Source organism: Victivallis vadensis, assembly GCF_003096415.1.
GTDB lineage: Bacteria > Verrucomicrobiota > Lentisphaeria > Victivallales > Victivallaceae > Victivallis > Victivallis vadensis.
In genome coordinates, this window is record NZ_QEKH01000006.1 from 38,388 (window position 1) to 51,042 (window position 12,655).

At 61.1% G+C, this 12,655-nt stretch carries 11 protein-coding genes; 8 read left to right on the forward strand and 3 right to left on the reverse strand.

Translation table 11 applies throughout. The features are described 5' to 3' along the window. Window positions 1–31: 31 nt before the first annotated feature. The 8 genes from accC (at window position 32) to C8D82_RS04880 (ending at window position 10,438) form a co-directional block, all read left to right on the forward strand. Entirely contained in the window at window positions 32–1,399 is a 1,368-nt protein-coding gene (accC, locus tag C8D82_RS04845; protein ID WP_116883149.1) for an acetyl-CoA carboxylase biotin carboxylase subunit, read from the forward strand. Between the two features lie 2 nt (window positions 1,400–1,401). Then, window positions 1,402–1,887, forward strand: coding sequence for an Asp23/Gls24 family envelope stress response protein (locus C8D82_RS04850; protein ID WP_116883150.1), 486 nt, complete (start codon window positions 1,402–1,404; stop codon window positions 1,885–1,887). 74 nt (window positions 1,888–1,961) lie between these two features. Continuing rightward, window positions 1,962–2,522, forward strand: coding sequence for an Asp23/Gls24 family envelope stress response protein (locus C8D82_RS04855; protein ID WP_116883151.1), 561 nt, complete (start codon window positions 1,962–1,964; stop codon window positions 2,520–2,522). Beyond that, complete coding sequence (locus tag C8D82_RS04860) at window positions 2,497–3,063, forward strand: Maf family protein (RefSeq protein ID WP_116883152.1); 567 nt, start codon at window positions 2,497–2,499, stop codon at window positions 3,061–3,063. The genes C8D82_RS04855 and C8D82_RS04860 overlap by 26 nt, the downstream gene beginning before the upstream one ends. 267 nt (window positions 3,064–3,330) lie before the next feature. Beyond that, window positions 3,331–4,104, forward strand: a complete 774-nt coding sequence (locus tag C8D82_RS04865; RefSeq protein WP_116883153.1) for a prepilin-type N-terminal cleavage/methylation domain-containing protein — start codon at window positions 3,331–3,333, stop codon at window positions 4,102–4,104. Between the two features lie 24 nt (window positions 4,105–4,128). Continuing rightward, window positions 4,129–8,244 (forward strand): glycoside hydrolase family 2 protein, encoded by a 4,116-nt coding sequence (locus C8D82_RS04870; protein ID WP_116883154.1) that lies wholly within the window; start codon window positions 4,129–4,131, stop codon window positions 8,242–8,244. 111 nt (window positions 8,245–8,355) lie between these two features. Further along, window positions 8,356–9,465 (forward strand): LacI family DNA-binding transcriptional regulator, encoded by a 1,110-nt coding sequence (locus tag C8D82_RS04875; protein ID WP_116883155.1) that lies wholly within the window; start codon window positions 8,356–8,358, stop codon window positions 9,463–9,465. Window positions 9,466–9,580: 115 nt separating this feature from the next. Then, on the forward strand, window positions 9,581–10,438 hold the full coding sequence (locus C8D82_RS04880) for a PHP domain-containing protein (RefSeq protein ID WP_116883156.1): 858 nt from the start codon (window positions 9,581–9,583) through the stop codon (window positions 10,436–10,438). Window positions 10,439–10,901: 463 nt separating this feature from the next. On the opposite strand, the gene C8D82_RS22075 is transcribed toward C8D82_RS04880, so the two are convergent. From C8D82_RS22075 to C8D82_RS04895, 3 genes are all read right to left on the reverse strand, one after another. Beyond that, on the reverse strand, window positions 10,902–11,033 hold the full coding sequence (locus C8D82_RS22075) for a hypothetical protein (RefSeq protein WP_261798332.1): 132 nt from the start codon (window positions 11,031–11,033) through the stop codon (window positions 10,902–10,904). 127 nt (window positions 11,034–11,160) lie between these two features. Beyond that, window positions 11,161–11,640 (reverse strand): GNAT family N-acetyltransferase, encoded by a 480-nt coding sequence (locus tag C8D82_RS04890; protein ID WP_116883158.1) that lies wholly within the window; start codon window positions 11,638–11,640, stop codon window positions 11,161–11,163. Continuing rightward, window positions 11,641–12,651, reverse strand: coding sequence for an acetyl-CoA carboxylase carboxyltransferase subunit alpha (locus C8D82_RS04895; RefSeq protein ID WP_116883159.1), 1,011 nt, complete (start codon window positions 12,649–12,651; stop codon window positions 11,641–11,643). It lies immediately after the preceding gene. Window positions 12,652–12,655: the final 4 nt, after the last annotated feature.

A 12,655-nucleotide genomic window follows, 5' to 3' on the forward strand; every position in this document is an offset into this window, starting at 1 on the left:
CAATATTACAGAAGAAACAAAGCCGAATCATATGTTCAATAAAATTCTCATCGCCAACCGCGGCGAAATCGCAGTCCGGGTGATCCGGGCCTGCCGCGAACTGGGAGTCCGCACCGTGGCGGTCTATTCGCAGGCCGATGCGGAGAGCCTCGCGGTCAAAATGGCCGACGAAGCGGTCTGCATCGGGCCCGCGCAGTCGTCGGCGAGTTATCTGCTGATCGATCGGATTCTGTCGGTGGCGGCGATCTGCGATGTGGATGCGATCCATCCCGGCTACGGCTTCCTGTCCGAAAACGCCTACTTCGCCGAAGCCTGCCGCAAGCACGGCATCACCTTCATCGGGCCGACGCCGGAAGCGATGCGCGCCCTCGGCGACAAGGCGGTCGCCCGCGAGACCATGAAAAAGGCGGGAGTGCCCACCACTCCCGGCAGCGACGGCATCGTCGGCAGCGAAGCGGAAGCGTTGAAAATCGCCCATGAGCTGAAGTATCCGGTCATCATCAAGGCGGTCGCCGGCGGCGGCGGGCGCGGCATGCGCATCGCGCACAACGACGCGAGCCTGGTGCAGGGATACCATGCGGCCAAGACCGAAGCGGAAAACGCATTCGGCAACGGCGCGCTGTATATGGAAAAGTTCCTGGTCAATCCGCGCCATATCGAAGTGCAGATTCTGGCCGACAACTACGGCAATGTGATCCACCTCGGCGAACGCGACTGCAGCGTGCAGCGCCGCAACCAGAAGCTGATCGAAGAATCCCCGTCCCCGGCGCTGTCGCCCCGGCTCCGGGAACGGATCGGCGCGGCGGCGGTCAAGGCCGCCAAGGCGGCCGGTTACACCAGTGCCGGAACGATCGAATTTCTGTTCACCGAGGACGGCAACTTCTACTTCATGGAGATGAACACCCGTATTCAGGTGGAGCATCCGGTGACCGAGATGGTGACCCGGGTCGACCTGATCAGGGAGCAGATCAAAGTGGCGGCGGGCGAACGGCTCGCATTCCGCCAGAAAGATATTCAGTTCAGCGGTCATGCGATCGAGTGCCGGATCAATGCGGAAGACCCGTTCCGCAACTTCACGCCGAGCCCGGGTCGGATTGAGCTGTTCATCCCCTCCGGCGGCCCGAATGTGCGCATGGATACGCATGTGTATTCCGGTTACCGGATTCCCGCTTATTATGACAGCATGATCGGCAAGCTGATCGTCTGGGGGCCGACCCGGGCGGATGCGCTTGCGACCTGTCGCCGGGCGCTCGACGAGATCACGGTGGAGGGGATCAAGACCACGATTCCGTTCCAGAAGCTGATCGTCAGCCACAAGAATTTCATCGAAGGCAAATACGATACCGGATTTGTCGAACGGTTGATGCAGGAGAGAGCAACACCACACAAGGAGGGTTGATTATGAAAGCATCAGAAACGAAGAAAACTGCGGATGTCAAGAAAGTGACCGAAGCGGCGGAAAACGCGACCACTGTGATCGAAGGCTCGGAGATGGGCGAGGTCAAGATCCATGAAAATGTGATCTCCTCGCTGGTCCGTCAGGCCGCGCTCTCCATCGACGGCGTCTCCCGTCTGGCCGGCAGCACGCTGGTGGACAATATCGCCGAGATTGTCGGCAGCCGCCGGATGCAGTCCCGCGCGATCACGGTGGAAATGGAAGAAAACAACCGGGTCGCGGTGGAGCTCAAAATCAACATCAAATGCGATTTCAATGTTCCGGAAGTGGCCCAGGCCGTCCAGAAGGCCGTGATCGAAAAGATCGAAAAGATCACCGGCATGACCGTCACCAAGGTCAACGTGATCATTCAGGAGATCGAAGACCCGGTCGCGGAAGAGAACGAGGAAGAGGATGGAGAAACTCCGGTCAGCGCCATTCCGCTGAACTGACGGTAAAAGGCTTCGCGGCATTCCGGCTTCCGGACTCTGCCGCGAAGCGTTGAAGGATTTGAGGAGGAGTAATTATGAGCATCACCGATCTTGCCAAGCCGGAATTCTGGCAGCAGCTTCTGAGCAGTGACTTCAATCGCGGTTACATCGCCGGGCTCGGCCTCGTGATCGCTCTTCTGGTCTTCCTGTTCATCATCAAAATCATCGTTAAAATCGTATTTCGCACTCACCGGTGCAGTTCGATTCCGGTTCCCTGCGCGGACGGGGACCTGATCATCTCCCGCGACGCGGTGGAAAACGCCGCCCGTCAGGTGCTGGCGACTTTTCCGCAGCTTTCCGTACGACGCATCCAGCTCTATTGCCGGGGGAAAAACTACAGCATGACGCTGTTCACCACGTTTGCACCGGACGAAAAGGGCGGCCTGCCGGAACTGGCCGACAAGGTCAAGCCGAAAATGACCGAAACACTCCGGCGGGTATTCGGCATCGACAGCATGAAGACGATCCGGTTCCAGGTAGAAGAATTGGGCAAAGGCGATCTGGAAAAGGCCGCGGCCGATACCGTCACGGTAAAGGAACCGGCCAGGCCGATGGAAAAAAGTGACGGCAATGCGTCGGCTTCTGCTCGCTTCTGAATCCCCCCGCCGCCGCGAACTCCTCGGTGCGCTGGGAATCCCGTTTGAGACGGTAACCGCGCAGGTCGAGGAGCTCAAACGCGCCGCCTCTCCCGAGGAAGTGCCGCTTGTCAACGCCCTGTTGAAAGCCGACGCCGTCGCCGCCCGTCATCCCGACGCCCTGATAATCGGCGCCGACACCGTGATCCTGTTTCAGGGCGAAGCCATCGGCAAGCCGCATGACCTCGCCGACGCCGAGCGCCTTCTGCTCTCTCTGGCCGGCCATTCCCATCAGGTCGTGACCGGTCTCGCATTGGTCTGCCGCGCCGCCGGCTTCCGCCGGAACTGGCTGGAACGCAGCGAAGTCGTATTCAAGCCCTTCGACCGCGCCGTGGTAAAGCGCTATCTGGAGCTTGTCCCGGTTCTGGACAAAGCCGGAGCCTACGCGATCCAGCAGCACGGCGACCTGCTGATCGACCACATTTCCGGCGACCTCAACAACATCATCGGTCTCCCGCTGGAGCAGCTCCGCCGCGAACTCTCCGCCGCTTCCGCCCTTTGACACGGGTTCCCGTGCCCGGCAACCGGAACACTTTGTCCGCCCACCATCCGCCACGGCAGCGTCATACATATTATTTGCGAAACTTATACTCGCCTTTCTTTTCTTCCTGTCGGCCGGACCAGTGCCCGAATGTTTTCATTCAGATAAATTTAACGATTTTTTTGCAAACAACCCTTGACATTCCATGCCGTCTGAGGTATAATTATAGTGTCAGTATACGATACATAGCCAACATGTATTCAGCGTTAACCAAGAAAGGTCCAGACAATGAATCAGCATTTCAAACCGATGTCGCTTTCCGGAAACCGTTCCGGCAGGGAGTACAATTATCGCTCCATCTGCCGAAAAACACTCCATTTCACTCTTATTGAGCTTCTCGTTGTAATTGCAATCATCGCGATCCTCGCCTCCATGCTGCTGCCGGCACTGAATCAGGCACGCAGTTCGGCCAAGGCGATCAAGTGCGTCAACGTCCTGAAGCAGTTCGGCTCGGCAGGGGCGATGTACGCCACCAACTGCGACGACTGGTGGATGCCGAGTCTCGTCGGCAATTTCCAGTTTCCGCACGGTTCCTACTTCGGCAACGATATGTTCCGCTCGCTGCTCGGCATTCCGGGCATCTACCAGATGGACCCGATCAGCGACAGCTTCCCGACCAGCCTGATGTGCCCCGACTCTTTCGGAGCGCAGGAGGCGAAAGGCGGCTGGGGATTGATCTACAGCTCTTACGGTTACACCTATTTCGATGTCTACGACAATCCCGGCTCCTACAAGGTTTCGCGCATCAAACGCCCCACCGCTTCCGCCGCGTGGTCGGATGCGCTGGAATACCTGATCTGGAATCCGAAGCTGCTCGATTACCTGAGCAACGGCGAACGGGCCGGTTCCGGGCAGGTCGCCTACCGCCATCGCAGCCGGAGCAACTTCAGCTTCTTCGACGGCCATGTCGCGCCGCTGGGCGGCCCCGAAGTCGAAGCCGTCTGGGGTTCGGACCCGAACACCGCCCCCGACAACTGCATCAATATGAATTTCTACCGCTGAAAGACCATCAGGAGAACAGAAACGATGACGCATAAAACCGCCAGTCTCGCCTGTTTCGCCGCGCTGCTGACCGCCGCGGCGGAGCTGCCGCCCTACCTGCCCGCTCCGCATCAGTACAGACGGGCCGAAACCGTCCCGGCGGCCGAACTTGTCCTGCCGGACGGCAAAAGACAGCTCGGCGACTTCATCCGGCAACGCTCGCTGAACGGCGTCTGGAAATGCTCCGGCCTGGAGACCTCGGCCGAACCGATTCCGGCGGATGCCGGCCGGGACCGCCGCTACGCCGCGCCGGAGTTCGACGATTCCGGCTGGGACGACATCGCGGTGCCGCTGAACTGGTATCTGAAATATCCGGAAAAGCAGACCACCGTCACCCCTTACGTGCGCGGCTACTACCGCACCATTTTCACTCTGACGCCGGAAGAACTGGACAACCGGCGCGTCATGCTCAATTTCGACGTGGTCGGCTACGACGCCGAAGTTTTCCTGAACGGCGTCAAAGTCGGCGGCCACCACGGCGACTTCACCCCGTTCCGGCTCGACGCGACTGAGGCGGCCAAGCCGGGGAAAAACGTACTCGCGGTGCGCGTCCTCTCCGACAACGGCCCGACTTTCGGCGTGCAGCGCAAGGTCGCTCACACCTACGGTTCGCAATGGGCGATCCACAATATCAAGGGCGGCATCTGGCAGGATGTGACGCTTTCGCTCGAACCGCAATTGCGGGCGGAACGGCTCACCGTGATCCCCGACCTCGCCTCGTCGTCGGTCTCGGTCGACTGCCGGGTGGTGAATCCCGGAACACAACCGGTCACGGTTTCACCAACAGGGCGGGTCGTTTCGGCGATGAAACAGGATGCCGGTTCCATCACCGGTGAAACCGTCCTGCCGCATCTGACGCTGAAGCCGGGCGTCAACGAGTTCACATTGACGGTACCGCTGAAAAATCCGCGGCGGTGGGGCATCGCCTCCCCGTATCTGTACCACTTTTTGCTGACGCTTTCCGGCGGTGACGGTGAAATCGTATCCGCCGCGAGCGCCCGGTTCGGCTTCCGGGAGTTCCGCATTGCGGACGGGCGGTTTCTGCTGAACGGCGAGCCGGTCTATCTTTTCGGCGAAAATATTCCTGCGGTGGCTTACGGCGGCACCGGCGCATCCGCCGCAGAAATGGAGCGGAAGCTCGAATCGTTCCTGCTCGGTTACCTGAATCACGGCTATGTGATGGTGCGCAACGCCCATATGCCGATCGTGCCGAAGGCGCTGGAGATTGCCGACGAGTGCGGCATCATGATCTACAACGAATGGGGCTGGTGTTTCACCAACACCATCGATCCTGACGCATTCGCCCGGGTCAATTCGCGGGAGCTTGAGGAGTTTTTCCACGCGACCGGCAACCACCCGTCGGTCACAATGTGGTCGCTCGGCAACGAAGTGATCCACCGCAACCTGCCGCAGGTGGTCCGCGAGATGGACCGGCAGGTCGCGCTGATCCGCGCCCTGGATAAGCAGAAGCGTCCGGTCGGCTCCTTTTCCGCCTCCGGAAGCTGGCCCTCTTACGGCGAAGAGCGGCTTGACACCGATTTCCTCGACATCCACTCCTACACCGCGCTGTCGCAGCCGTGGACCCGGCTGCCGGAAGAGTTGGAAACGCTCCGGCAGGGAATGCTCCGCATCTACGGAGAAAAAGAGCGGCTCTCACGGCCGCTGGTCTCATGGGAGAACGTCGGTTTCTCGTGGGGTATCTATCCCGATCCGAAGTTCCGGGCCGGTTTCCTCCGGGACTATCTGGAGTATGCGTCCCGCCCGACCAACTGGGCCAATCCGAACGGCATCGGCTTCACCGGCTGCGTTCCGCTCTTCAAGGCGGTCGGCCCCGACTTCGCGCGCTGGGCGCAGGTTCGGTACGGACGGCGGATCTTCGAGCTTTACCGGCTCAATCCGCATTTCACCGGCTTCGCGCCGTGGTTCAGCAATCCGGGGCTGGCGGCGGCGACGCTCTGGAATCAGCCGCTGCTTCCGTCGCTGCATACGGACAACCTGCTGTTTCCGGGCAACCTGTTCTCCGGCCGCGCCACGCCGTGGACCCTCACCGTGCATAACGCCGGGAACCGGGTCTGCCGCAATCTGACCTGTGATGTGGAAATGGTCGCCGAAAAGGACGGGAAAACCACGCCGGTCACCTCTTTCGAAACAGACTGCCCCGCACCGCAACAGCGGCGTTCCGCCGAGGTCGCGCTGACGCTCCCCACGCTGGAACCGGGTCACTACCAGATGCGCCTGACCTTGCGGGAAAACGGCCGGACCGTCGGCCGGAACTATTACGATACGTTCGTGCAGGACCCGGCGGTGCTGACCCGCACTGTCCAGGCAAAACAGCCGGTTTTCCTGCTCGACACCGGCGCTCCCGGCAACGTGGCGGCGATGGCGCGGATTCTCGACGCTCACCGGATCACATTCCGCAAGGTTGCTTCCATCGCGGAACTTCAGGAGCCGGGCCTGCTGATCGTGCCGCCGGAAATCGCCGAAGGACAGCAGCTCAAACTCGCAGATTCCCCGGAGTTGAACCGCTTTCTCTCCGAACTCGGCGGAACGCTGCTGGTAATGGAGCAGAAAAACATCAAAAGCACTTTCCCCGGCGGGCTGGCGCTCTCCACCGCCGCCAACACCTTCGCCGACCTGGTCCTGCCGCAGCATCCGGTGTTCCGGGGACTGGACTACCGTAATTTCGACACGTGGAACAACGCGGCGAACGGCGATACGGTGAACAACTCGTTGCTGCCTTTCACCCGGAACGCGGTCGCGGCCAAGGGGCCGATGCTCGGGAAGCTGGACATCGGCATGGCGCTCGCGGAGGCCGCCGAAGGCAAGGGGCTGCTGCTGTTGTCGCAACTGAACGCAGCCGCCAGCCGCGATTCGGACAGCGCCGCCGCAACTTACCTCGCCAACCTGCTCGACTACGCCTCCGGTGCCGTTTCCCGCCGCGAGGACGTGCAGCTGCTTGCGGAGGCCGGTTCCAACCGCTATCATGCAACCCCGGAGAATCTGGTGTTCCTCGACCTCTCCGCCAAAGCCAACGCCGGTTTCCGCGACGAAACCGCCAATGACGGCGAAGGCGGCTGGACCGATCAGGGCCAACAGGACTTCCGCATCATGCCGACCGGCATCCAGGAGGCGGGCGGCATCCGGTTCCGCATCCTCGATCCCGAACGCAACGGCGGCAAAAGCTGTCTGGTGCTGCGCGGCTCCGAACGCCCGCGTTTTCCCGCCGCGATCCGGGAGATCCCGGTGGGGCAAAAATTCTCACGGCTTTTCTTCCTGCACACCGCCGCATGGGGCGGCCAGGGCAAGGCGGGCGCTTACCGCATCCGTTACGCCGACGGGACCAGCATCGATTATCCGCTCGAAGGCGGCGTGAACATCGGCGACTGGTGGTATCCCCGCCGCCTGCCGGAAGCGAAAAACGGCATCGTCCGCCCCAATGGCGACGGCCACGAGGTCGCGACCTGGGTCGCCGAGTGGGAGAATCCGAAAACCGACGTTGAAATCCGTTCCATCGACTTTCTCTCCGCCACCGAGGCGCGCGGCAGCGAGATCGACTGGCTTCCGACCGGCACTCCGGTGCCGGTACTGGTGGCGGTAACCGGGGAGAAGCCCGGCGAAAAGCTGCTGAACCTCACCGCGCCGGAACGGCTGCGACACGCCGGCGGCACAATGGAGGTCGGCAGCACGGTTCCGGGGAAAATCACTGCCGCCGACTTCGGCAAGGACAACACGCTGACGGTCGAATTCGCCGATTCGCCTGCCGGCGAGGTTCCGGCGGCGCTGCTGGTCTACGACAAGACCGGCGCCGCGGGCCCGTACCGCTATCTGACTTTTCTCGCAAAATCCGCGACGGATGAAACCGTGCAGTTCCTGTTTCCCCGCGACGACTGGCAGGCGAATCTCTGCGGAGAAGTCGCGCTGAAAGGGGATGGCCGCTGGCACAAGTACCGGCTGGACATCGAAACCGGGATGAAAAATACCGGCGGTTTCACCTTCGAGCGGCAGCGCGGCGAGCTTTTCCTCTACTACCGCTCCATGCGCCTGCCGGATATTCACCGGCCCGCAATGAAATTTGAACTCAAAGAGATCATATTGGAATAACCGGAACGGTGATTTCATGCGCGGTTCCGGCAGCGGCTTGACAAACCCTGCCGGCGCCGCTATTTTACCGATTGTGAAATATACGTTAACTATGGAAAGAGCATAGACCAAATGGACGGCGAAACTGCCAAAATCAACATCAATACCATCGCCAGAGTGGCGAAAGTCTCCACTTCGACGGTATCGAGCTTCATCAACGGAACCGAGGTGTTTCCATTCTCCCCGGAAACGCGCCGCCGCGTGAAACAGGCGATGCTTGAACTCAACTACCGCCCCCATATCGGCGGCATCCTGATGCGCCGGAGCGCCCAGCGGCGCAGCAAGGTCGGCTTCGTTTTCGGCGAGGATTGCAGCCAGCCGGTGCTGCGTACTGCGGCGATCCCGCTGGTGCAGCGTTTCCTGTGCGACCTGGAGAACGCGCTCGACACCCGGCTGGACATGTCTCTGGAAATCCTGCGGGTCAACGACGAGGACTCCCGCAGCGACTGGAACACGCAGCTGCTGGAGCTGGACTGCCTGATCAATTTCGGCCAACTGAACAACCTGATGTGCGACACGCTGTTCCGGCGCAACCTGCCGCTGATCGAGGTCTATTCGACCGAGGAAGTGCGCCGCCACGGAGATTTCTCCGGGATTGACGCGGAGTTCGACTTCCTGTTCTGGCGCAACGACCGCCAGATCGAACAGCTCTTTGAACACTTTCACGCGCAGGGCAGGCGCAATTTCCTGTTCATCTCCAGCTGCAACATCAAGGCGTTGCGTCCCGATTTCTACGGCTACGACGCCGAGATGAAGCTCGAAGGTTTCAAGCGGGCGCTGGTTTCGCACCCCGACTGCACCGGCCGGATTCTCTCGGCCAAGAATGTGAACGACTTCAATATGTTCCGGGAATTCGAGCTGACCCGCGAGCTGCTGCGGGAAAACCCCGGTGCGCTGGAAAACGCCGACGCGGTGATCTGCCACAACGACATCGTCGCCCAGGCGGTGGCGTCCGTTGCGATGGAGGCCGGGCGGCTGCCGGGACGCGACCTGATGCTCTCCGGCGAAGGGCACTTCCGGGAGCTTCAGTACTGGTATCCGAAGATCACCACCGGCTGCGTCGATTACGCGCAGCTGACCGACCGGGTCTGCGAATTGATCGAATTAAGGCGGAACGACCGGATCAGTCCGCCGCGCAAAATCGAAATTCCCACGCTGCTGCTCACCCCCGACCGATCCTGAAGCTTTGCCGCCGCAACGATTTTCCGGCTGTTTCCGGTTGCAAAATTCCGGTTCCGGCGGTATATTTTTTGCTTGCGTTCCGGATGGTCCGGAGCGCCGGACATCACCGGGATTTATGAGTTATATTGATCTGCACACCCACAGCCGCTGTTCGGACGGCAGCTGCACCCCCGCCGAACTCGTGGAACTGGCCGTCGCGGCCGGCCTCAAAGCCGCCGCCCTGACCGACCACGACACCGTCGCCGGTCTCGCTGAATTCCGCGAAGCCGCCGCGCGGCACCCGGAATTTGAAGCGATCGGCGGCGTCGAAATCTCCACAATGTTCAGCAGCCGCGAGCTGCATATCGTCGGCCTCTGGGTCGACGGCGGCAGTCCGGTGCTGAATGAATTTCTGGAGGAGATGCGGCGCAACCGCGCCAAGCGCAACGAAGCGATCCGGCTCAAGCTCAACTCCCTCGGCTACGTGGTCACCTGGGACGATCCGGAATTCGCGGCCTTCAGCGACACCGCCTCCATCGGCCGCCCCCATTTCGCCCGGGTCCTGATGCGCAAATATCAGTTTTCCAGCCTGCAAAGCGTATTCGACAAGCTCCTGAAACGCAACAGTCCGGCTTATGTTCCCCGCGAACTGCCCGATCCCGTCCGCGCGATCGATGTGATCCATGCCGCCGGCGGCGTCGCCGTCTGGGCGCATCCGATCTACCGCGAACGCAACGAACGCGCCTGGGCACGCCGGATCATGAAGCGGTTCGCCCCGCTCGGACTGGATGCAATCGAGGCCTATTACAGCATGTTCGGCCCCGAAGAAACCAGAATGCTGACCGAACTGGCCGGAACTTACAACCTCGCCCTCTCCGGCGGCAGCGACTACCACGGCGAGAATTCCCCGAATCTCTCCATCGGCACCGGCCACGGCGGGCTGCACGTTCCCGCCGAGCTGCTGTCGGAACTCCGCCGCCGCCGTCCCCTCTAATGTGATGCCCGATCCGGTATTTCGCCTTCGGCGACCAAGGCGCTTCGCCCTTGGAACCCGACCGGCAAGGTGCCGGTGCCGAATACTTCAGATCCGGGAAAACCGTTCCGGTTTCCCCTCCGGACGGGGGAGGCTCCGGTAGAGACAGGCATGGTTGTACAGGAGCGGCACACCGCTCCGGTCGGCGCAAAGCCTGCTTTTTTGCAGGCTTTAGGCACTCCCTGCGCCTGCTGCCGCCGGAGGTCACGCGCGGAACCTCCAGATGCTGATCGGGTAATAGACAGATACTCTGCTGGAGGCTGATAAGAGTTTATCTGCCGATATACGCAAAGCGAGGTCAGGCAACAATACAATTGCCATATCACAGGCAAGCATATCTTTGAGTACGAGCCTTATTGAACCTTGCCTGTATGAAAAGGCGTGGAGAGTTCAGCCTCCATCAGAGTAACTTCACATCAGATGGTCAGCATCTGGCCGTTCCGCGCGTGACCTCCGGCGGCAGCAGGCGCAGGGAGTGCCCGGCGTCGGCAAAAAAGCCGATGCGGTCGCCGACCGGAGCAGTGTGCCGCTCCTGTACAATCTTGCCTGTCTCCATCAGGGCTCCCCCGCCCGGAGGGGAAACCGGAACGGTTTTCCCGGCTCTCAAGTATCCGGCACCGGCACCTTGCCGGTCGGGTTCCAAGGGCGAAGCGCCTTGGTCGCCGAAGGCGAAATCCCGAATGCTAGAGGCGGGTGTCGTATTCGACGAGCATGGCGGTTTCGTCGCAGCAGGCCTGCTTGGGGCACTTGGAGCAGTCGCTCCAGATTTTTTCCGGAAACAGAGTGCGGTCGACGATCGCGAAACCGAGCGCCTTGAAGAATTCCACCTGATAGGTGAGGGTGAAGAGCCGCCAGTGGTTGCGGCGGATTTTGAGTCCGGCGATGATGGCTTCGATCATCGCGCGGCCGATGCCTTTGCCCTGAAAGCCGGGTTCGACGACGAGGGAGCGGACTTCGAGCAGGTCGTTGCCGAAGTCGCGCACGGCGGCGCAGCCGCGTACGACGCCGTCGATTTCGGCGACCACGAAGTTGCCGAGGTAGAACCGGATATCTTCTTCGCTGCGGCTGAGGACGATAGCCTTGGCAGCGTAAATTTCAAGCAGCCGGAAGATCGTTTTCACGTCGCTTTCGACCGCTTCGCGAACCGTCAGAAGGTTTTTCACTTATCTTGCCTCGTCGTGCACCGTTTCTTCTTCAGGTTGTTCCGCTTCGGGAGCGGCGTCCGTAAACTGGCCGAAGGCGCGGAATTTGGCGTAACGCTGTTCGCGCAGCCTGGTGCCGGAGAGCTTGCGCAACTCGCTCAGGTGTCTGGCGAGTACGCCGGAGAGCAGTTCGGCGGCCTTTTCGTAATCGCGCTGGGCGCCGCCGAACGGCTCCGGGATGATTTCATCGGCGATGCCGAGCGAAAGCAGCTTTTCCGCGGTGAGCTGGAGCGCGTCCGCCGCCTGCGGCGCGAATTTGCGGTCCTTCCACAGGATCGCGGCGCACCCTTCCGGGGTGATCACCGAATAATATGCGTTTTCCATGATCAGGATGCGGTTGCCGACGCCGATGCCGATCGCGCCGCCCGAACCGCCTTCACCGATGATGACCGAGACCACCGGTACGCGCAGGTTGAACATATCGCGCAGGTTGACTGCGATCGCTTCGGCGATGTGGCGCTCTTCGCTGGAGATGCCGGGGAAGGCTCCGGGGGTATCGATGAATGTGACGATCGGCACCTCTGCCTTTTCGGCCAGCTGCATCAGCCGCAGCGCCTTGCGGTATCCCTCCGGGCTGGGCCAGCCGAAGTTGCGGTAGACGTTGGATTTCATGTCGCGCCCCTTCTGGGTGCCGATCACCATCACCGGCTTGCCCTGGAATTTGGCGAAGCCGCCGACGATCGCCTTGTCGTCGCGGAAGCGGCGGTCGCCGGAGAGTTCGACGAAGTTGGTGAACATGTGCTCGATATAGTCGAGCGTATAGGGGCGCTCCGGATGGCGGGCGAGCTGGACGCGCTGCCACGGGGTCAGGGAGCTGTAGATTTCATTCATCATCTGGTTGAGCCGCTCGGTCAGCGACGCGATCTGGTCGGAGACGTCGATGGAGTTGCTTTCGGAAAACTTCTGCATCTCTTCGATCTTCTTTTTCAATTCGATGATCGGCTTTTCAAATTCGAGATGGAATTCGGGCATGATG